The organism is Pseudomonas costantinii (genome assembly GCF_001870435.1).
Taxonomy (GTDB): Bacteria; Pseudomonadota; Gammaproteobacteria; order Pseudomonadales; family Pseudomonadaceae; genus Aquipseudomonas; species Aquipseudomonas costantinii.
Map to the genome: position 1 here is coordinate 321,649 of NZ_MDDR01000005.1, position 20,591 is coordinate 342,239.

Genomic DNA, 20,591 nt, shown 5'->3' on the forward strand with positions numbered 1-20,591 from the left:
GGTCAAGGGTTCCATTGATTGGAAAGGGCCGGACGTACCGTCTTCAGGTCCGGCGAGTTTTCCAGGAAGTTGTCCGGGTAGTAGCCAAAACTCCTGACCCCCTGGCGTTTGAGTACACCCATCCATTCGGCCATCTGCACGCCATCGATATTGGGTGCTTCCTTGGTACGCCAGTCTTTGGCTTGCAGTTCAAACACAGTGCGCTGCAACGCGCCGGGGCGTGCCTTGACCGTGGCCACCAGTTTTTCCAGCCAGCCGTTGGAGTTTTTCAGCGTCTCGCCTTCCATCAGCGGCATGGCCATCGGCGCGGTCCAGTCATAAGTCTGGAGGAAGTCATCGAGGTTCTGTGCGAACCAGGTTTCGCTGGCCGGGTTGAGCATCGGCTCAGCGAAAATATTGCGTGCGGTATCAACTTGCGGCCCACGTATGGCGCGGACCTTGCCCGTCAATTCCTTGGTGAAATCAATCAGGTAACGGCTCTTGAAGCGCGTCCAGCGTTGCATCACCGCTGGGTCCGCACGCAGTGCTGCAATGCTGCCCGGCAGGCCGTTGGCGGCATAGGCCTTGAGCGCCGCGGGGCTGGCATCTTCGAAGTCCGAGAGGATCGCGTCGTCGTGGAACAGCACGCCGTCAATCAACGTGTTGCGCGCCAGGTCTTCGTAGATCTCACCGATCTGCTGGCGCACTTTCGGATCAAACGGCGACAGACGCTTGTATTGGTCCGGGTCGACGCCGACCTGGCCGGTTTTCGGGTCCCAGCGGGTGACGCGCGGCAGCGCCGGGTCCAGGGCAAAACTGAGCACCGGCATCCACGCAAAAATTGCCACATGACCACGGGTATGCAGTTGCCAGGTGACGCGGTTGAACAGGTCCTGGCGCACCGGGAGGTGACGGTTGGGGAAGTACAGCGAATGCACCAGGCCGTCACCCTTGGGGTCAGCGAAGGCTTGCAGGAACACCGTGTTGACGCCCATGTCCGCCACGCGCTGGATCAACTGGTCGAGGTTACGCGCCTCTTGGGCCGGGTCCGGGTCGTAGACATTGTCCAGGTCGACGTGCAGCACGCGCATCGAAGTCTTGGCCTGGGTGCCGACGATGGCGTTGGCATAATGCTCGCTATCCGGGTCAGAGGCCACCAGAAAGCGTGGGCTGCTCATGAGGTTAGTGAGGTTGTCCAGGCCGTCGTCCAGGGTCAGTGCCATCTTGTAACCCTGCTCGTCGACCACCGCCAGCGAGGTGCCGTCGGCAGCCCCGTAAGGCCAGACCCACACCCGTGGGGCCTTGCCGGTGACCGCTCGGAGTTTGTTAGTAATGGCCGTCACGTCGGCGCGCATCCGCGCCTGGAACTGGGCTTCAGTCTCATATTTGCCGGTGGCGGCATCATAGCGGCGCGTTGCGGCGGCGGGTTCCAGGTTGCCCTGGGGGTTGGCCAATATGCCGGTGTGGCTGGCGTCAGTGTGGGCGGCGATTTCCACCAGGCCCGACTTGGAAATCTCCCGCACCTGCTCCCAGGTGAGGAAGTCGGAACGGGCTCGCGGCGTGCCGGCAAAATCCACCGGTTTGTTCAACGGGGTGTCGATCCAATAGCCCACCGGGGCCAGGATCGCCGGCCAATGATAGGCACGCAGGACCGGCAGCACACGGGTGTAGAAACTCGAATAGCCGTCGTCGAAACTCAGCATGATGGCCTTGGGCGGCAACTCACGCCCACCACTGCGCGCCGCCAGGATCTGGTCGACGCTGACCGGCTGATAGCCGTTCTCACGCAGCCAGGCCAACTGATCAATCAACCGCGCGGTGCGTGCCGCCACTACCGTCTGATCGGGGTCGCTATCTTCGATGTCGTGGTAGGCAATGCCCAGGAAGTGGTTTTTCGGCCACGGCGTTTCGTTGGGCGGTGTCGGCCGCTCGGCAGGTGGGGTGTATGGCGCGGGTTGCTGGGCGCAGGCACCGACCAACAATACACCCAGGACCAATAAACAACGACTGAGGACGGTCATGATCAGGCTCTTCTAGAAACGGTAAATGAGGTCGACGAGCAGGCGCAGATCGCGTTCGCGATCGCCGTCATAAGGTCGGCTGATCAGGCTAAGGTTGGCGCCGGCTTCCAGCACGTCGTTCCAACGAACGCGTTGGCCGTAACCGATCAAACCGACAGCACCCGTGGAATAATCTTGCTGGCTATACGTACCTGCACCGACCTGGAATTGCTGGCTCCACTGGGTCTCGTAGCGGTGATAGAGCACATGATTGACCGTGACGGTAGGCAACACGCTGAAGTCGGACTTGGGGTTGAAGTACACCGTGTCGTCTTTGGTGTTACGGCTGGCGCCGACTTCCAGGCCCAGGTCCACTTGCACGTGTGGTGAGCTGTAGATGCCCTCGCGGCCAGTGAGCAAAGCTTCAAGCCGGTTGTTGCCGTCACTGAAATGGGACGGGCTCAACGACAGCTTCCACTCGCGGCTTTCATTCTCGCGCCAGCGGATAAAGCCACTGCCGCCATTGGCCGTCACGTCGGCATTCAACGCCCGTAGCGGGGTGGTGGCCAGGAGGTAGCCGAGGCTACCGCCGTACTGCCAGTTGTCATTGATGTCGCGGGTAATCGACACCGCTGCGCCTTGCTTGGACCCATAACCGAAGGAGTGGTTGGAGACCTCAGCCGTCAGGGTCATGTCGCGGGTACGCCGCTCCACGCCGACGCGCTGCGAACGGTCCTGGCCGGTGCCTTCGGTAAAGTCTGCGGTGGCGTAACCCACACCTGCGAACACACGCCAGTCTTCATCGATGGGCGGGCTGTAGAGCACGCTTTCGATGCCCCAGTCTCGGCTGCCCGCTACCGCGCCAACATCGCCGCTATTACCGCCGCCGTAGCTTTTACCGGTGTAGGCCTCGACACGTAGCTCGGCCATGTCGTGTACATCACGCAGGCGGCTGAGGCGCTGCACCTGGCGGCTGTCCGGGTTGCGGGCAAGCACGTCATCGGTCAGCGCGTCCATTTGGCGCCACTCCTGAAGGTCCATGGCGGTATACGCTTGGGACACTTCCAGACCTATATCGCGCGGGACCTGGGCTTCGACTTCCTTGAGGCTACCTTCGGCGCGGCGCGGCCAATCTCGGGCGCGGTACATGTCGGCCTGGGCCAGGCGCAGGCCGACATTACCCGGGGCTTTTTGCACCAGTGCGTCCAGACCGGTTTCACTGCCCGGCAGGTCACCGCTGTTGGCACGGGCCTGGGCCGCCAGTTGTTGGGCGTCCATCCAGTTGTCGTTGGGGTTGCCAAGGGGCAGGCCCTTGAGAAAGACGCGAGGTTTCTCGGTGTTGGCCAAGTTGTCGGCGACGTCGCGAGCCTCCTGCACTTTGTCACTTTCCAGCAAGGCATAGTACAGCGCGGTGCTGTCACCGAAGTGACCGTCAGGGTCGGCGTCCGGCGCGGTCATTACCTGGCGATACAGCTGTTCGGCTTTTTCCGGCTGACGTTGGTCGAGGTAGGCGCCAGCCGCCCAGCGCACAGCATAGCTCGGCAATTGCACGCCTTCGCCTTTGAGGGTTTCGTACTCACGGATTACGTCAGCGGTGCGCGCCCGCGCCTTGAGGGCACCCAGGCGATCGATACGCCAACGCACCACGTCATCATGGGCGCTGGGGTCCGGGGTCCAGCGAGCAAGCAGTTGGTCATAGTCGTTGAGGGCCCGGTCGGCGATCACATAGCGTTCTTTCTCGGTGCGCGTGGCGACATCGGCCAAGCGCACGCGCTCGGCGGCGAGGTCGCCTTCCAGGCGGCGCTGGGTGACAGCGTCCAACACACCCGGATGCGCGGCCGACAGGCGCAACGCCGGTTCCGGCAGGCGGGCCCTTTGCAGAGCGACGATATATTCACGAACGACTTCGGGTTTATCACCGGCGCGGATAAAAGCCTGGTCGAACTCGAACAGGGCGTCGTAGTTCAAGCCCGCGCGGGTCAGCGCATAGCCGAGGGCCATGCGGCGGTTCGGGTCATTGGGTTGCGCTGCCACCAGTGCACGCGTGCGTTGCACCGCGTCGTTGGCTTGACCGCCATCGGCCTCGGTCAGGGCTTGGCCCAATTGCAGGTCGACATTATTCGGCTCACGCAGCAGTGCCTGCTGGTAGACCGCCAAGGCTTGCGGCCACTGCTTTTGATTGCGATACGTACGCGCCACCGTGGCGAGCGCCTGGGCCGTCAGGTTGCGATTCTTGCCCTGAGCCTCGTACACCTTCAGCACTTCGGCGTCTTGCCCGGCCCAACCGGCGATCACCAGATGATCGCTGATCTGGCCCGGGGTCTGGCGTTCGGCGGGTAGTTGCCGCAATTGGGTGAGGGCGGGTGTGAAATTGCCGTTGCGCGCCTGGATGATCAAGGCGTCGTAGGCAGGATCGGCCAAGGCAGAAGCGGGCATCAGCAGTTGACTGCACAAGGCGGCCCCGATGAGCAGTCGCAACCGGCCTGAAGCACTGATTGGAAGGTTTCGCAACATACCGTGAGCTTCCCTACATACTGAAAGCTATAACGATAGGTGGTCCTGAGCAATTTGCATCAGGGCGCCGGCGTCTAGTGACCCGACTTAGCTTTCCTGTGGGAACTATCCCTTAGGAAAGTAGGGAAAAGGCTCATTCAGAACAATTATTCAGAATTGTCCGCGGGACGAAAAAGCCAATGTGGGAGCGCACTTGCCTGCGATGACAGGGTCTCGTGCCGATGGCTTGACCCTCATCGCGGGCAAACCCGCTCCCACACTATTTTATTTCTTGCTGGTGTAAAAATTTTTACTGCGCGCCGCCGACTGCACCCACCTTGGCCATCACAAAACCAATGAATTGTTCGACGGTCATCTTCTGGCCGTTGAAGGTCACTTCATTGTTGGCGTAATGCAACTTGGAGACGATGTCGGTGCCCACCAGGGTCGCCAGTTGAGTACCGACCGCCACGCCGCTGACCATCTCGGCGGCCATCTGCGATTGCTGCTCGATGGCTTTAGGGTCGGTCACGCCACTCACCTGCGCTTGCAGGCCAGCAACGTCGCCAATCATTGGCTTGGACAAGCTCAGGTTGGCATCCAGCAATGCGATGACCTGCTTGCCCAGTTCAACCGGTGGCAGTTCCATGGACGCAGGCTTGGTCAGGTCCAGCACCAGGTTGAACTTGCTTTCGCCATGGGTGGTTTTCAACGACAGGTTTTCCACAGCCACTTGCGGCTTGGCGGCCAGCACTTGGTTGACGTTGGCCTCGGCCAGGGCCTGCTCGGCTTCGGTCAGTTGCAGCTCAGGCACCGGTTGACCGGCAGCGGCAGCGGCTTGCACCGGCTGCATCTTGTCCTGGTAGAGCTTGGTCAACACCAGTGTCGCCGGAATGTCGACGTTCTTCATGCTCAGGGCCATGGCTGCCGAACCGACAGGTTTACCCTGGTAACCAATTTCGTCGATCTTGTAATCGACGCGGCCTGCCAGGTTGTTGTCCTTGGTCTCGCTGGTGTCTTTCTGCTCGAAGCCCTTGAAGGTCAGCACGGCTTTCTGCGGGCCGAAGGTGACCTTGGTGTCGGTCAGCTCAACGGTGTTTTGCCCGGTGTAGAAACCGAAGGTGGATTTTTCCAGATTGCTGGCCACCGTCAGGCCGGACAGCTCGGCTTCGAACGGCGCGCCGTTGGCATCGATCACCGCGACTTTAAGGCTGTTCATGTAGCCGCTGGCCTTGACCTTCTGGCCTTCGGCGGTGCTGTCGAAGTCCAGGTTGGCGCCGGAGAAGCTCACCGAGGACTTGTCGTCCTTGAGTTCCAGGGGCAGCAGTTCGACGTTGCCGTTGACCGAACGGTTATAGCCGATATTGGCCACGCCTTTGAGTGGCGATACGTCTTTGCTGGCAGCGAACCATTTTTCAGTGGTGGCGTTCTTTTCCAGCGCGTAGTGACTGGTGGCCATGACGGGCAGCCACTTCAGCGACACCAGGCGCGAGAACGGCAGCGGGCCGTGCTCGATATGGTCAACGAACAGCAACTCAGGGTTCGGGTTGTCTTGACCGAACACCGTGCCTTGCCCCTTGAGGCGGTAGTGAGCGGTGCTGCTGAACAGGCCACGGTCCAGGGACACCAGCTCCAGGTTCACGGTGCTATCGGTGCCGGCCATGGAGGTCTGCAGTTCTTTGTTGGCGTTCAGGATCGCGGTTTGCAATACCGGCTCCAGCTGCTTACCGGTGTACCAGGCGCCGCCTGCACTGACGACGCCGACGGCGACAACAAAACCCAAGAAAACAACTGCTGGCTTATTCATGAAGTGACCTGATCAAATCCTGTGAGAAGTGGGCTGTCTTCCTTGAACCCTGAGGGGGTTGGCTCAAGCCCGCCGAAAACGGGGGAAGATTAGCACTGGCGGCCGCGAACGGCCCAGCTTTTCAGAGGGGTCAAGTCAGCAGTTGGTTCAGGTGTATTCGGTATCGATCTCATCGAGTTGATGATCAAAACTCTTCAAACGGGCCGTCCAGGTGTACACCAGCACCTCAAACTCGCGGTGTATAACGGCATTGCCCGGGGTGTCGGCCTTCGGATCGCAGAAGTCCAATTGGTAGCGCTCACGGGCCATGGCATTGGCCACATCGGACAATTCCCGCGCATTGTCCAGCCAATGCCTACCGTCGGCGACCTGCTGGTCGAGCAGTACACATTGCTTTTTCAGGGCCTCGAGGCTTTTTTCCAGAGGCGTACCGGTGAGTTCGCCCATGACCTCCTGGAAGGTGCGCCCCGGCTGCCAGTAGCTGCCCCAGAAATAGCGGTCGAACACGGTTTCGACGCGGCGCAGGGCGACCTTGGTGTCCCAGATCGCTACGCGGGTCTTGCCTTGTTCAAGCAGCTTTTTCTTCACGCGTTGATTTTGATAGGACGCCCACGCCACCACGCCGATGGACAGCGTGCCGATCACCAGGCAGGCGCTATCGAGAAACACCATCGCCTTGTCGATCTGATGGGCGAGCATGACGCCGTAGAAATAGGCAGCCGATAACAACACCAGTGCGAAGAACACACACCAGAAAGCGGGAGCATAAGGGTTTTTCATTATTGGAATCCCCATGAGCAAACGCGAGCAGTGACAGGCAGGTCGCTTTTCAACCAAAAGGCAGGGCGACCCACCTGTCAAAGCATAGCTTTTCGCTCAGGGTTTGCTGGGCTGTGACGCTTGCGTTCGTCCGCTTTCCCAACCGCCGCCCAAAGCCAGGAACAGATCGATCTGGCTCATGGCAACCTGGGTGTTGGCCGCCGCCAGTTGCGCCCGCACATCGGTGTAGGTGCGGGTGGCTTGCAGGTCGGCGAGGAACGACGCCCGGCCGGCCTGGAAGAAGCGATGCGTTTGCCCCGCCGCTTCCTTGGCCGACTCACCGGCATCCGCCAGGGCGTCGCGGCGTTGCAACTGCGCGGTGTACTGCGCGAGGCCTGTTTGGGTCTCGCGGATGGCATTGAGCACCACACCGTCGAAATGCGCCAGGGCGCCCTGGGTCGCGGCTTCAGCTTCGTGGATGCGCGCGCGCGCGCCGTTGGTCGGCACCGACCAACTGATCAGCGGGCCAAAGCCCCAGCGGTTGGTGGGCGCCGTGCCCAGGTCATCAAGGATACCGACCGTGCCGATCGTGGCGCCGATGCTGATATCCGGGTACAACGCGCCGGTGGCCACACCGATACGCGCGGTGGCGGCGGCCAGTTGGCGCTCTGCTTGGCGTACATCAGGGCGACGCTTGAGCAGTGCGGCGCCATCGCCCACGGGCAGCAGTTGGGCGATGTGCGGCAGTTCGGCGCAAGTGCCGGTGCCCGCCGGCAGTTGGTCCACTGGCTTGGCCAGCAACATCGACAGACGGAACAACCCGGCCTGGCGCGCGGCTTCGTAGCGCGGCATGTCGGCACGCAAGGATTTGTATTGGGTTTGCGAACGGGTGACCTGGGTTTCATCGCCACGCCCGGCGTCGCGCAGACGCTGGGTCAGTTTTGTGCTCTGGCCTTGCAGGTCGAGGGACTCGTTGGCGATCGCCAGCTCTTCGTTGGCCGCGCACACCTGGGTGTAGGAACGCACCACATCCGCCACCAGCGTTATGCGCGCGATGTCGGCGGCGGCCTGGGCGGCGTCAGCACTGGCTTGCGCGCTTTCGATCCCACGCTGCAAGGTGCCGAATAGATCGAACTGATACGAGGTGCTGATACCGACGCTGCCAATGTTCGCCACCGGGACTTTTTCCGTCAGCAAAAACGCCTCACCGGACTCCTGCAAGCGTTGGGCTTCGGCCTTCACGCCAGCATTCCAGCCACCGGCGGATTCAGCTTGCTGCACCTGATAACGCGAACGCTGCAAATTGGCGGCGGCGACGCGCAGGTCGGTGTTGGAGGCCATGGCCTGGCGCACCAACTCATCCAGGCGCGCGTCGTTGTAAAGCTTCCACCAGTGCGCCGGCACCGGCGCCGACACCACATTATTGCCCTCGCCCGCGATTTGCCCTTGCAGGTCACCACGGTTGATGGCGGATTTTTCCGGCAGTTTGTAATCCGGGCCCACCACTTGGCAGGCCGACAGCAGCAAACCCAGGCCGGCCGTGGCTAACAGCGCCGCCGGTTTCATGGTTTTTCTCCCTGCTGTTGTTTGGCTGCGGTTTTGTCATCGATGATCGACACCGTCGCCGTACGCCCGGCGATCATGCGGAAATCCGCCGGCACATCGTCAAAGGCAATCCGCACCGGAATCCGCTGAGCCAGGCGCACCCAACTGAAGGCCGGGTTGATGTTGGGCAACAGGTTGGAGCCGCTGCTGCGGTCGCGGTCCTCGATACCGGCGACGATGCTCTGCACATGACCGCGCAAGCGCGCGTTGTCGCCGATCACACGGATATCGACCGCCATGCCGACGTGGATGCCGTCGAGCTTGGTCTCTTCGAAGTAGCCATCAATGTGGAAGGAATTGCTGTCCACCACCGACAGCACCGGGCGCCCAGCCGTGACGAACTCCTGGGTGCGCGGCGCGCGGTCGTTGACGTAGCCGTCCACCGGGCTGCGGATCACAGAACGATCGAGGTTGAGTTGAGCGGCGTCCACCGTCACTTGTGCTTCGGCCAGGGCCGACTGGGCGCGGGCGACGCGGGACTGGCTTTCTTCCAGTTGCTCGCTGGGCACCAAGTTGCCGAGGCCACGGTTTCGCTTGTTCTCGCGCTGGGCCTGGGCCAGGGTTTCCTGGCGGTCGGCCACGGCAGCCTGGGCTTGGCGCAGGGCCAGCTTGAAGCGATCCTGGTCGACGGCAAACAGCACCTGGCCCTTGGTCACCAGTTGGTTGTCGCGCACGTCGACCTGCTGAATCAGCCCGGACACGTCCGGGGCGATCTGCACGATGTCGGCACGGATATGCCCGTCACGGGTCCAGGGCGCAAACATGTAGTACATGACCATGCGCCAGACAACGACGACCGCAAACGTCACGATCAACAGCGTCAGGACTACACGGCCGATGGTCAAAAAAGGTTTTTTCATGTCATCAGGTATCGACTGAGTGAGTCCACAGCGCCCAGCAACAGCGCATAGAGCCCCACATTGAACAATGCCCGGTGCCAGACCAGGCGATAGAAGTGGACGCGGGTCAACAGCCCGTGCACCACCAGGTACAACACATACGTAATGCCCATCAGCACCAGCAGCGTGGGCAGGAACACCCCGCTGATATCCAGATCACCGATCATAAAGGCGCTCCATCAGGTAGCGGCGCTTCCATTTCGGTGCCGCCAATGAATTCCACGCCGGGCAACAGCGCCAGGCGCAGGCCGGCCAGCGCGTGCAGCAGGTGCACGCGGGTGTCGTCTTCGTCTTGCAGGCCTTGGCCGTTGAGGGCGCGGCGCGTACGGTCCAGCGTCATCAGCAGACCACTGGGCGCGGGCAAGCGTTCGCCCGCCTTCAGGCACGCTTTGAAGTAGCCGCCCACGCCTTCTACGACTTGGTTGAGCAACACCCGCGGCACGCCGAGGATGCGCGGCGAGTACGCCAGCAAATCGAGCAGGTTCAGTGCCACGCGCAAGTCGCGCAGGGCGATCCCGGTGTCTTGGTTGGTCAGGGCCAGGCGCGGCAGGTGCTGCATCACGCGGTCAAGCATTTGCACGGCCATGTACCGGTGTTCGGCCAGGGTCGCAGGCTCGGTCATGCCGACGATGTCACGCCAACTGAAACGCGTCAGGCGCTTGGCAGCCAGCTCGGCGCCGAAAGGCCGTGAGATCAACGTCCACACAAAGGCGAACAACAGGCCCATGGGCCCGGCCAGGTTGACGTTGGCGAAGTTCAAGAAGTCCGCGTCGTAGGCACCCTGGATGCTGATGAACGACGAGGTATTCACCAGCGTCAGCAACATGCCCAGGTAAAAACGTGGTTGAACGGTCAGTGTGCCGATGCAGATAAACGGCACGGCAAACGCCAGCACCAACATCGGGAAATCGTGCAGGTTGGGCAGTACCAGAAACAGATAGAGGCTGGCGAACAGTACCGACATCGCGGTCCAGAAAAAGAACCGGTAGATCTGCGGTGCCGGGTCGTCCATCGAGGCGAAAAAACTACAGGCGACGGCCGCCAGAATCACCGCGCTGCCGCCGTCGGTCCAGCCGAGCAGAATCCACAACACCGAAGCGACCATGATCGCGGTGACGGTGGAAAACGCCGAGTAGAACATCAGGCCGCGGTCGAGAAAGGGCGTGAGCCGACCCAGGCGCCAGTGGCGGTACACGGCGCGCCAAGTGTCCTGGCTTTCGCACTGGATGGCGGCTTGCAGGCTGCGGCAGTCTTGCCACAGGTCGATCCATTCACCCAGGCGATACAGGGCGTTGGAGAACAGCAGCGTGTGGCGGTCATCCAGCGCTTCGCCTACGGGTTGCAGGGCTTCGATCTGGTCACGCAGGGCGCGCCAGCTTTCCAGGGACGCACTTTCGGTGGTGTTTTCCAGCCAGTGGTTGGCCGCCTCCAACAGTGGCGTGATCCGGTCGAGAAACTCCGGGGCGCGGTGTTCGATGGAGTACAGCGCATCGTCGAGTTCCTCCACCACCGGCAGCAAGTGAATCATCCGCCCGCGCAGTTCCTTGGTGTTACGTACCGTCTGTGGCCGCGCGCCTTCGTGGGGCAGCTGGCCAATCATCAATTCCAGGGTGTTGAAGGTGGCGACCATGCCGCCGCGCAAAGTGCTGACCTCTTCAGGCTGCACATTGCGCGTCAGAAAGCGCTGACTGTAGACCTGGGCATCGGCAAACCATTTAGCCACCGAGCCGTCGAACACCGGTGCCAAGCGACGCGGCCAGAACATCGCACCCACCACCGACGCTACCGCGATACCCAGGAAGATTTCTTCGGTACGCGCCTCGGCCACGTCCCACACCGCCAGCGGGTTATCCACCACCGGCAAAGCGATCAGCGGCAAGGTGTAGCCGGCCAGCATCAGGGCGTAGTTATTCGCGGTGCGCAGGTGCATGGAGAGGAACAGCAAGATGCCCGTCCACAACGCAATCACCACCACCAGCACATAAGGCGACTGCACAAACATCGGCACAAAAAACACCGCCGCCGCCGCGCCCATAAAAGTGCCGATGGCGCGGTACAACGCCTTGGAACTGGTAGGGCCGACAAACGGGCTGGAAACGATGTAAACCGTAGCCATCGCCCAATACGGACGCGGCATTTGCATAAGCATGGCGATGTACAACGCGATCATCGACGCCGCAAAGGTTCTAACGCCGTAGAACCAGTCTTTCGCGGGGGGCATACCGGTGAAAAAACCGTTCAAGGGGTCATCACCTCGGCCGCTTCGAAGGCGCGCAGTACCCGCAATGCCGCTTCAAGGTCGCTGTGGGCAATGTCAGACAGCACTTCCTGGCGCAGGCGCACCAATTGCACTTCCACCGCGTGCACCAACTCGCGGCCACGCTCGGTGAGGCTCAAGGCCTTGGCGCGACGATCATGGATATCTTCGGTGCGGCACACATAGCCGCCGCTGCACAGTTGATCCAACAGACGTACCAGCGACGGGCTTTCCATCCCCGACGCCTGGGCCACTTTTACCTGATGCACACCATCGCCCAAGCGGCCGATCATCAACAACGGCACGGCGCAGGCTTCGGAGATGCCATAGCTCACCAGCGTGGTCTGGCAGATTTTGCGCCAGTTACGGGCGCCCACCACCATGCTGCTGCTGAGGTTCATCTGGAGTTGTTCGAGGGTCTGGGACACTGGATTTTTCGCATACAGTTAGTTTGCTAACTATCAATATGGTGGAGGGATCGAGTGCCGTCAAGTTTTGATACAAATTAGTGACGGGGGGGGGAGGAGGTGTAGGTAAGTAAAGCGGGTTTGAGCGTGAGCGTTGAATTTTCGGCATTACACAATAAGTGGCTGACCGCTCCCACGTTAGGCAATCACCCTCCCTACCTCCTCCTCAATAAACTCAAACACTTCCTCCGGCACGCTGTACTGAAACTGCTTGCGCCGGTGCTTTGAAACCTTGCCCTCGTTATCCAGGCACATCATCACCAGCTTCGACAGATCACTGCCACGCACGTCATAGCGCTGGTTCACGGCCTTGATCACTCGGTCGTAGCGGTCGAGAAATTCGGTCTCTTCGCGCAATTCCACTTCCAGCGCACGGCGGGCCATTTGCAGGGTGAATTCGACGCAGCGGGTGGCGTCCCAGTAGCGGTAGATCGACGGATGGCCGGTGAAATCGAAGGCCATACGATCGCCGTCCAGCCACGTGACATTCCAGAATTCCCGCGTCGGCTGGGAGAAGGCTTTGAGTGCTTCCAGATACGCCTGCTCTTCGTGTTTCATTGCGACGGAAACCGGTAACAGCAGCCCGTTCTCCAGCGCGCCGTAGTGACAGAGCGTCTGGTGGATCAGGAAGCGCGACAGGCGCCCATTGCCGTCCATGAAGGGGTGCAGGAACACAAAGCCGAACGCGGTGACGGCGGCCGCAACAAGGGGGTCAACCTCGCGCACAGGTTGATTGGCAAAAGCCATCAGCTCTTCCATCAATTCCTGGCAAAGCTCAGGAGATGGCGGCACGTAGCTGACGCCCGCAGCGCCGCGCAAACCATTGTGCAGATGGTTTTGCTCATGACGAAACGCGACGGCTTTGTCGAAGGGATTGGAGACGGTGCTGTTTTGCAGCTCGACCAGATAGTCTTCAGTGAGCAGTCGACCTTCGTGGGCCTGGCGTAGCAGTTGGACGAAGCGACGGGATTTTTCTTCGCTGGGTTGTTCTTTTTCAATGGCGAACGAATCGCGGGTCTCGTGGAGGTAGGCCCACTGGATGGCGCGGTCCATCATTTCGGGTGGGAGAGTGGCCATGAAGGATTTGGCCCGGCCCAAAGTATCGAGACTCAACAAGGCATCAATTTCAGGCGTTCGTTCTACCGTTGCGCAATAGGCCAACGAGCCCAAACCGTTGAAGTCGATACGCCAACGGGAATTACGCGTAGACGGCCCTGTTACGTAGCGTTGCGGATCAAACAGAGGTGAAACACGGCTGTTGATCGGCTTGCTGTAATCCAGCCGTTGAAGGGTTAGGCCTTCCCACAGATAACAAACCTTACGGATGAATACACCGTTGGGTGCTTTCTCCAGCTCTGACAGTAACTGGTCTTGACTGACGGCTTCGAGCGCCTGAGCCAGAATGCCGAGGTTGATGCCTTCGTGCTTGAGTGCAAAAAGAATATGGTCGAGTACTGAGTCTGCAGAGGGTGCAACGGCGTGGGGAACGGCCAGGCATTCACCAATCATCGAGATTCGCGTGACGGGCTTGATCATCGCGACACAGGTGGGCGCAATGGCTTTCAACCCGAGAGATTGATGGAGATGGGCATAGCCAACCAAAGACATCGCGCAACCTCAGAAAAAGTTCACTTGCGCGATTAAAGCTCAGTTTTTTTCAACCCACACCAGATTTTTTCAACTTTAAGCCTTCTCGCTAAGTTTTTTGCACCCCTCGCCCGCTGCGCAGCAGCACATTCAACTCATCCACTACTTCCGCCCAATCCGCGTCCTCGCGAATTTCATCGCGCAAAAAAGCTCTCTGGCTGTCAGTCCAGAAAAACGCATCCTCAAGATGCAGATCCGGCTTGAGCGGTGAATGAACGGCCACAAACTGCTCAATGCTGACCGGGTCATCCGGCAGCCCCAGCTGTTTGAACAGAGACGGCAAGCTGTGCACAGGCGATTCCATGGCTGGCTCCTGAAAAGACGATTCCCAGGAGTCTAGCCCAACCGCATGGCCCGCTCAGGGGCCTGGGACAGAACAGTGGTCATTGGCCACTGTCTGGTATTGGCTTAATGCCGACTCGCAATCAGCGACAACCCTCTGGCTGCGCGGGTTCTGGCCCGAGGCACAGCACAAATAACCGCGCCCGCGCACCGCCGCCGTCCTGCTGCAACAGTTGGCGCCAGCCTTCTGGAATCGGTGCGAAATCATCCGGCGGCTCACTGCTGCTGATCAGCCAGACGCGTCGCGTATCGGCCGGTAATGCCGATAAGCGGTCAAGGTAAATACGCCCACCGTCCTGGTCCACCAGGGTGCCGAAGCCGTAGGCGTTCGGCCGGGTCGGCGTGCCGTCCGGTTTAGGCGGGGTGTAGAGCTGCAGTTGGGCGTCAGTCTGGTCGTAATACACATAGCTGAGGTACCACATCATGTCGCTGAGGACGATGCGGTCGTCTTCCTGGTAATTGCGATTGATGAACTCCACCGGCACGTTGAATTGGTCATGCACATCCACGGTGGAGTTGTTCTTCAGGCCCAGCAACTCCACGCCGACGAACAGCACGAACAACGCCGCGCCCAGCAACGACAGGCGCGCCGGCAGGCGGTCGATGGCCAGGGCCACGAGGATCGGCAAGCCCAGGGCATAAACCGTGAGGTAGCGCTCGATAAACACCGGGGAGATAAACGACACCGCATACACCAGCAGCAGCGGCAACAGAAAGAACAGCGCCAACAAGCAAGCCGACCGATAGCGTTCGCGATCACGCCAGGCGGTGATGCACACAACGGCGATCAACAGCAGCGGGAACAACCAGAACAGCGGCCGCCAGAAGCCGATACCTTCATCCTGGAGCATGAACTGCCAGATCATCGAGGGTACGGAAATCAGCGTGACCGGGTCTTCCCAGCCTATATCACCGCCGACCTTGAGCTGTTCGACGTGCTGGATCAGGTCCATCAAGTTCGGCAGCCAGGGCAGGTACAACGCCACAATCACTGCGTTGGCGCACCACCAGGAAGGACGAATGATCAAGCGCTGGCCGGGTGCTTGGGAGGTGCACAACAACCCCAGATAGACCCAATGCACCAGCACGCACAGCGCGGTGAAGTAGTGGGTATAGAAACCCGCGGCCATCAGCAGCACATAGGCCACCAGATAGCGCGTGCGCTCGGGCCGGCGTACCCAGTACACCAGCGCCAGCGTGGCGGCCAGCAGCCACACGGCCAGCAGCGAGTACATCCGCACTTCCTGGCTGTAGCGCACCGCCGTAGGAAACAGTGCCAGCAGGATGCCCGCCAGCACCGCCGCACGACGGGTGGACAGTTGCCGCGTGAGCCAGATGCCCATGCCCACTGCGACCACACCGGGGATCGCACTCATGCCGCGAATCGACCAGATGCCGTCGCCAAACAGCTCGATCCAGCCGCGCAACATGAAGAAGTACAGCGGCGGGTGCACATCGTGGGCCGCGTGGTACCAAAGGTCGGCCATCGCGTATTCGCTGAGCAGCAGGCTCGAGCCTTCGTCACCCCAGATCGCCGAAGCCGTCAGGCAATAGAAACGCACAGCCATGGCCAGCGCCAGAATCGGCACCCACCATAACCGGCTGAGCCAACCAGCACCTTCCCAGGCGCCCGAGAGGCGATTCACTGCGGGAAATACCCCAACTTTGTCGTCTTGTTCCACCACAGACCGTCGCACCTCAATTCCCCTGACATTGCCCGTTTCCGAGGCAAAACCCACGCTTGCGCAAATAAGCGCCACTCTAGGACAAAAGCCCCGGTTTCGCTCGCTGTTTCGCAAATGTCAGGCGGCAGCGAGGTTAAATTGCCACTATCCAAATCGGACCAATCGGCGATTTGTGTAGGCCTTCACCGAAGCTTTTGTCGGATCACGCTATGATTGGCACCCTCCAAGGACTCAGGATCAAGGACACGTCATGCGCATCGGTTTTCTGTCACCCCTGGCACTGGCTCTGCTTGCCGCAATTCCCCTACAGGCCCAGGCCAGCTCGGACGACTCGTGCTACCCCGACTGGCGGGTGTCGCGTGACACGCTGGACCCGTGCAACAACTTGCCGTTCCTGAGCCCTGGCAATGACAGCCGGGCCAACCTGCGCCTGCTGCTGGCCGATAAAAAGGCCGCGCCCCTGACACCGAATGCCTTGAGCAAAGATGATCTGTCCCAGGGCTTTGGCCCGGTGCCGTTCCCGGTGTATCGCCTCACCCCGTTTGCCGGCACCGATGCCGAGCCCGACAACGCACCGGACGACTCCCGTACCGCTGAACTCGACACCCTGCTCCAGCCCCTGGGCATCAAGCGCGACAACTACAAGACCGCCGGTGAAGCCTTCCTCAATGGTGAAGGCAGTCGCTGCCGCAGCAACGACGACGACAGCGCCACCGCGTTTATCAGCCAAGTAATCAAGGCCGACATGCCAACGGCCGAGCGCGATCTGCTGGTGAAGGCGCGCCTGCAATTACTCACCACCTGTGAGTGGGTGGGCCCGGTCGTGGCGCCGCCGCAGGACATTCAGTCGACCGAAGGCCAAGTGTTCCGCGCCTACCTGCAAGCCGCCGCCGACTTCTACACCGGCCGTTTTACCGATGCAGGGCCTGGCTTCGTGGCCACTCAAAACGCCTCCTCGCCCTGGCTGAAAGAGACGTCGCTGTACATGACCGCGCGCAACGCGCTGAACCTGGCCCAGGCCAATACCTATGACGAATACGGCGTGCCGAATCTTGAACGTGTGGATAAACCCGCACTGGCCGACGCCGAGAAAGGTTTTGACACCTACCTGAAAACTTATCCACAGGGCGAATACGCCACGTCTGCGCGCGGCTTACTGCGCCGGGTGTACTGGCTGGCGAACGACAACGACAAACTGGCCGCGGCCTATGCCTGGCAACTGACCCAGGCGACGGATAAACAGCGCAATGTGTCGGTGGATGAACTGGTGGAAGAGGCCGACCACAAGCTGTTGATGGTCAACCGCCAGACCGTCCAGAGCCCGATGATCCAGGTCGTCACCGACCTGATGGCAATGCGCGCCCACACCCCACCAACCCTGACCCGCGAAGACCTCGACGCGCAAAAAGCCGTCTTTGCAAACGAGCCAGCTCTGTACGACTACGTGCAAGCCGTCTACGCGCTGTACGTCGAGCATCAACCCGACAGCGCCTTGAAGCATCTGCCGCAGGACGTGCCATCGAACCTGGACTATTTCGCCTTCAGCCAACAGACCCTGCGCGCGTTGGCGCTGGAAGACAAAAAAGACTGGAAAGGCGCCGAAGCCCTGTGGCTCAAATTGTTGGCGCAGGCTAAGTTGCCGTTGCAACGCGACCAGCTGGAACTGGCCCTGGCGATGAACTACGAGCGTAGCGACCAGTTGGCTAAGGTGTTTGCCGTCGACTCGCCGATCAGCGCCAAACAAGTGCGTTACATCCTGCTGCGCAACGTCGCAGGTCCCGACTTGCTGCGCCAGCAGATCGCCAAGGCCAGTGACCCCGTGGAACGCGAGACCGCGCAATTTGTGCTGCTCTACAAAGACTTGCTGCGCAGCCAGTTCGCCACCTTCGCTGAAGACCTCAAGCAACTGCCGGTTCCGGCGTCGGAAGAAAAGCTGGGCACCAGCCTAGGCTACATCTACAGCGCCGGCCAGACATTGAAGCTGTTCCAGTGGAACGGTGACAAAGCCGAGTCCGGCTATGCCTGCCCGACCATCGCGCAAACGGCTGCTACCTTGCAAAACGACGCGAAAAACCCGCAAGGCCTGAATTGCTTTGGCGAGTTCATCTTGCGCAACGGCCTGGACGGCATGCCTCTGGAACAGGCGCGCGCCGCCGGCAGCCTGGGCAGTACCGCATCGCAGTTCCCAGGTGAAACCTTCTCGCGGCTCGACGGCTACAAACGGGTCATCGCCAACGCCAAGGCGCCGAAGAACGACAAGGCTTACGCGCTGTTTCGCGCCATCAATTGCTACGCACCTGCCGGCTATAACAGCTGCGGCGGCCAGGACGTCGAACCGGCCGTGCGCAAAGGTTGGTTCCGCCAGCTGAAAAGCGGCTTCGCCGACACCCAGTGGAGCAAATCGCTGCAGTACTACTGGTGAAGTCCCTGTGGCTGGGCTTGCTGCTGCTGGCAAGCCCGGCCTTCGGCGCCGTTGACGCCCGCGACTACGAGGCCTTCTGGCTATGGAGCGGCGTCACGCCCCAGCCTGTGCTCAAGCAGGCGAAAACCCTGTACATCCTCCAAGGCCAGATCAACTCCACCCGCCGCGCGCCAGAGCGAGGTGTGCAATTGATCGCCCAAGGCATGAGCGTGCCGCGCCTTACTCGTGGCGAGATCTGGGTGGTCTACCGCGCCCACACCCTGCACTGGCCGGAACAGGTCTACACCCAACTGTTCGGCCAAGTGCAACGTTGGCGCGATGCAGGTAACCCGGTCATCGGCATCCAGATCGACTTCGACGCACGCACCCAATACCTGCACGAATACACAAGCTTCCTGCGCGACCTGCGCCAACGCCTGCCCGCCGACCTGCGTCTGAGCATCACCGGCCTGATGGACTGGAGCAGCAACGCCGACCCAGCCGCCATTGCCCAGCTCAAAGGCGTGGTCGATGAAGTGGTGGTGCAGACGTATCAAGGGCGCCACAGCATCCCGGATTACGCGGCGTATTTGCCACGGATGAATCGCATGGGGGTGCCGTTCAAGGTTGGGTTGATTCAAGGTGGACTGTGGGAAGAACCGGGGTATTTGAAGCGGAATGAGTGGTTTCGGGGGTATGTGGTGTTTTTGCAGAATCGTTGACATTGATGTCAACTCTATGCAAGAAAGTGTCCTCTGTCCGCGGACAGAGGACACTTACCTTTGGAGCCCCATGAAAAGTCAAGACATCGTGGTCCTATTCAAATTAATAAGCCTGGAGCTCCAAGCCAAAGGGGAGCGCGTGAAAAAGCGAGAGTTCTCTGTAGAAAAAGAGAACGCGTCCCTCGGGTTTCAAAGTCTTCCGGAATACATTCAAAATTTCGAGACCATTCTACTTTCCTCATTTGATGACTGGCGGGGCTGGGATGACGTTGATGAAGACTCCGAAAAAAGCAACCCACACAATTACTCGGTGAGGGCTTTGTCTTCTGCACTGGGTCTCAGCAAAACCGAAGTTTCTTCGTCCCTGAATCGCTGCAGGGACATTGGATTGATTTACACGAACCACACTGACGGCCTACCTCTGGTAAGAAACAAAGCGCTGCTTGACCTGGTCACCTACAGCATTCGCTATATTTTCCCGGTTAAACCAGGCCCTATCGTTCGTGGCATTCCAACCGCCTTCGCTGCGCCCATCCTCGCAGGCAAAGTGATGAGCGGCGGTGATCTCATTCCCGTCTGGCCAGATGCATACGGAAAAAGCAAAGGCCAAGAAATCACGCCGTTATATAAAACTGTCCCCGGCGCTGTGAAAAAAGACGAGCTTCTTTACCATTTCCTGGCCCTCGTTGACGCCATCCGCATCGGCGGCCCACGCGAAACCAAAGTTGCCGATACCATGCTGCGGGAGTGGATCCTGTGACGTCCAACCGCGCAATGATGCTGCAAATGCTCGAAGAGGTTGCCGAGGCACTGGGTGAGGACTTGCGTGAGCAAGTCGCTTTTGTCGGCGGATGCACCACCGTTTTGCTCATCACCGACGAATACACTCTGGAGTCAATTCGCGGCACGGATGATGTGGACCTCGTCATCCATCTGACGGGCACCACTGACTGGTATCGGTTGGAAGAAAGCCTGAAATCCAGAGGTTTCAAGAATACCGGCCAGGATTCAGTCACCTGTCGTTTACGGCTGGGCGCCTTGAAAGTAGATTTCATGCCGACCGATGAAAAGGTATTGGGCTTTTCCAATACCTGGTTTGTCGGAGGGCTGGAAAATGCCGTCGACTACACACTGCCCAACGGAACGGCCATCAAGGTATTTGCCGCGCCGTGGTTTCTCGCCGCAAAACTGCAGGCTTATCGGGGACGAGGTCATGGCGATGTGCTGATGTCCAATGACATTGAAGACACCATTGCCTTGCTGGATGGCCGGGAAGAACTCATGGAGGAAGTGAAACAAGCCCCGATCCAACTGCGGCGCTTCGTGAGCGAACAGTTCACGGAGTTGCTGAAGCTGCCCGCATTTCAAGACGTCATCCAAAGCACTGCTCAAGATCCTGCTCGTGAGGCGTTGATTCACGGGCGGCTGAAGGTATTGATTGGCTTCGGAGTGCCTATTTGATTCGGCACTTGAGCCTCAGTCGGCAAGGAGCCGACACAACAGAGAACCGCGACGTCAGTGGCTCCGC

Annotated in this window: 16 protein-coding genes; 4 read left to right on the forward strand and 12 right to left on the reverse strand. The window is 60.2% G+C overall.

Annotated elements, in window-relative coordinates; all coding sequences use genetic code 11:
- Positions 1-2: 2 nt before the first annotated feature.
- The 12 genes from pgaB to BFL40_RS03620 all read right to left on the reverse strand — a co-directional run bounded on the left by pgaB (position 3) and on the right by BFL40_RS03620 (position 15,952).
- Positions 3-2,000 (reverse strand): poly-beta-1,6-N-acetyl-D-glucosamine N-deacetylase PgaB, encoded by a 1,998-nt coding sequence (gene pgaB / locus BFL40_RS03565; RefSeq protein ID WP_071482879.1) that lies wholly within the window; start codon positions 1,998-2,000, stop codon positions 3-5.
- 12 nt (positions 2,001-2,012) lie between these two features.
- A complete protein-coding gene (gene pgaA / locus BFL40_RS03570) occupies positions 2,013-4,493 on the reverse strand; it encodes a poly-beta-1,6 N-acetyl-D-glucosamine export porin PgaA (protein WP_071482880.1) in 2,481 nt (826 codons plus the stop codon).
- Between the two features lie 289 nt (positions 4,494-4,782).
- Entirely contained in the window at positions 4,783-6,279 is a 1,497-nt protein-coding gene (locus tag BFL40_RS03575) for a YdgA family protein (protein WP_071482881.1), read from the reverse strand.
- Positions 6,280-6,426: 147 nt separating this feature from the next.
- Positions 6,427-7,059: an NADH:ubiquinone oxidoreductase subunit N gene (locus BFL40_RS03580; protein ID WP_071482882.1), complete on the reverse strand. Its 633-nt coding sequence runs from the start codon at positions 7,057-7,059 to the stop codon at positions 6,427-6,429.
- A gap of 96 nt (positions 7,060-7,155) precedes the next feature.
- Complete coding sequence (locus tag BFL40_RS03585; protein ID WP_071482883.1) at positions 7,156-8,604, reverse strand: efflux transporter outer membrane subunit; 1,449 nt, start codon at positions 8,602-8,604, stop codon at positions 7,156-7,158.
- Complete coding sequence (locus BFL40_RS03590) at positions 8,601-9,503, reverse strand: efflux RND transporter periplasmic adaptor subunit (RefSeq protein WP_071482884.1); 903 nt, start codon at positions 9,501-9,503, stop codon at positions 8,601-8,603. Before BFL40_RS03590 ends, BFL40_RS03585 begins: the two co-directional genes overlap by 4 nt.
- A complete protein-coding gene (locus BFL40_RS03595; protein WP_003218193.1) occupies positions 9,500-9,709 on the reverse strand; it encodes a DUF1656 domain-containing protein in 210 nt (69 codons plus the stop codon). The genes BFL40_RS03590 and BFL40_RS03595 overlap by 4 nt, the downstream gene beginning before the upstream one ends.
- Positions 9,706-11,784 carry an FUSC family protein gene (locus BFL40_RS03600; protein WP_071482885.1) on the reverse strand — a complete coding sequence of 693 codons (2,079 nt, stop codon included), beginning with the start codon at positions 11,782-11,784 and terminating at the stop codon, positions 9,706-9,708. The genes BFL40_RS03595 and BFL40_RS03600 overlap by 4 nt, the downstream gene beginning before the upstream one ends.
- Complete coding sequence (locus BFL40_RS03605) at positions 11,781-12,200, reverse strand: MarR family winged helix-turn-helix transcriptional regulator (protein WP_071482886.1); 420 nt, start codon at positions 12,198-12,200, stop codon at positions 11,781-11,783. The genes BFL40_RS03600 and BFL40_RS03605 overlap by 4 nt, the downstream gene beginning before the upstream one ends.
- Positions 12,201-12,404: 204 nt before the next feature.
- A complete protein-coding gene (locus tag BFL40_RS03610) occupies positions 12,405-13,874 on the reverse strand; it encodes a Fic family protein (protein ID WP_071482887.1) in 1,470 nt (489 codons plus the stop codon).
- Positions 13,875-13,962: 88 nt separating this feature from the next.
- A complete protein-coding gene (locus BFL40_RS03615; protein WP_071482888.1) occupies positions 13,963-14,217 on the reverse strand; it encodes a DUF2789 domain-containing protein in 255 nt (84 codons plus the stop codon).
- Between the two features lie 121 nt (positions 14,218-14,338).
- The gene (locus tag BFL40_RS03620; protein WP_071482889.1) at positions 14,339-15,952 is read right to left on the reverse strand and encodes a glycosyltransferase family 39 protein; all 1,614 of its coding nucleotides are present in this window, start codon (positions 15,950-15,952) and stop codon (positions 14,339-14,341) included.
- A gap of 238 nt (positions 15,953-16,190) precedes the next feature.
- On the opposite strand from BFL40_RS03620, the gene BFL40_RS03625 reads away from it, so the two are divergent.
- The 4 genes from BFL40_RS03625 (at position 16,191) to BFL40_RS03640 (ending at position 20,524) form a co-directional block, all read left to right on the forward strand.
- A complete protein-coding gene (locus tag BFL40_RS03625) occupies positions 16,191-18,362 on the forward strand; it encodes a PA5441 family protein (protein ID WP_071482890.1) in 2,172 nt (723 codons plus the stop codon).
- Entirely contained in the window at positions 18,359-19,063 is a 705-nt protein-coding gene (locus tag BFL40_RS03630) for a DUF3142 domain-containing protein (RefSeq protein ID WP_071482891.1), read from the forward strand. Before BFL40_RS03625 ends, BFL40_RS03630 begins: the two co-directional genes overlap by 4 nt.
- 70 nt (positions 19,064-19,133) lie before the next feature.
- Complete coding sequence (locus tag BFL40_RS03635; protein WP_071482892.1) at positions 19,134-19,823, forward strand: hypothetical protein; 690 nt, start codon at positions 19,134-19,136, stop codon at positions 19,821-19,823.
- A 14-nt stretch (positions 19,824-19,837) separates the two neighbouring features.
- A complete protein-coding gene (locus BFL40_RS03640; protein ID WP_071482893.1) occupies positions 19,838-20,524 on the forward strand; it encodes a hypothetical protein in 687 nt (228 codons plus the stop codon).
- Positions 20,525-20,591 lie beyond the last annotated feature (67 nt).

Bases quoted from the DNA above. Each gene is read 5' to 3' on its own strand.
- pgaB (WP_071482879.1), bottom strand. From the start codon at position 2,000: ATGACCGTCCTCAGTCGTTGTTTATTGGTCCTGGGTGTATTGTTGGTC.
- pgaA (WP_071482880.1), bottom strand. From the start codon at position 4,493: ATGTTGCGAAACCTTCCAATCAGTGCTTCAGGCCGGTTGCGACTGCTC.
- BFL40_RS03575 (WP_071482881.1), bottom strand. From the start codon at position 6,279: ATGAATAAGCCAGCAGTTGTTTTCTTGGGTTTTGTTGTCGCCGTCGGC.
- BFL40_RS03580 (WP_071482882.1), bottom strand. From the start codon at position 7,059: ATGAAAAACCCTTATGCTCCCGCTTTCTGGTGTGTGTTCTTCGCACTG.
- BFL40_RS03585 (WP_071482883.1), bottom strand. From the start codon at position 8,604: ATGAAACCGGCGGCGCTGTTAGCCACGGCCGGCCTGGGTTTGCTGCTG.
- BFL40_RS03590 (WP_071482884.1), bottom strand. From the start codon at position 9,503: ATGAAAAAACCTTTTTTGACCATCGGCCGTGTAGTCCTGACGCTGTTG.
- BFL40_RS03595 (WP_003218193.1), bottom strand. From the start codon at position 9,709: ATGATCGGTGATCTGGATATCAGCGGGGTGTTCCTGCCCACGCTGCTG.
- BFL40_RS03605 (WP_071482886.1), bottom strand. From the start codon at position 12,200: ATGAACCTCAGCAGCAGCATGGTGGTGGGCGCCCGTAACTGGCGCAAA.
- BFL40_RS03610 (WP_071482887.1), bottom strand. From the start codon at position 13,874: ATGTCTTTGGTTGGCTATGCCCATCTCCATCAATCTCTCGGGTTGAAA.
- BFL40_RS03615 (WP_071482888.1), bottom strand. From the start codon at position 14,217: ATGGAATCGCCTGTGCACAGCTTGCCGTCTCTGTTCAAACAGCTGGGG.
- BFL40_RS03625 (WP_071482890.1), top strand. From the start codon at position 16,191: ATGCGCATCGGTTTTCTGTCACCCCTGGCACTGGCTCTGCTTGCCGCA.
- BFL40_RS03635 (WP_071482892.1), top strand. From the start codon at position 19,134: ATGAAAAGTCAAGACATCGTGGTCCTATTCAAATTAATAAGCCTGGAG.
- BFL40_RS03640 (WP_071482893.1), top strand. From the start codon at position 19,838: ATGATGCTGCAAATGCTCGAAGAGGTTGCCGAGGCACTGGGTGAGGAC.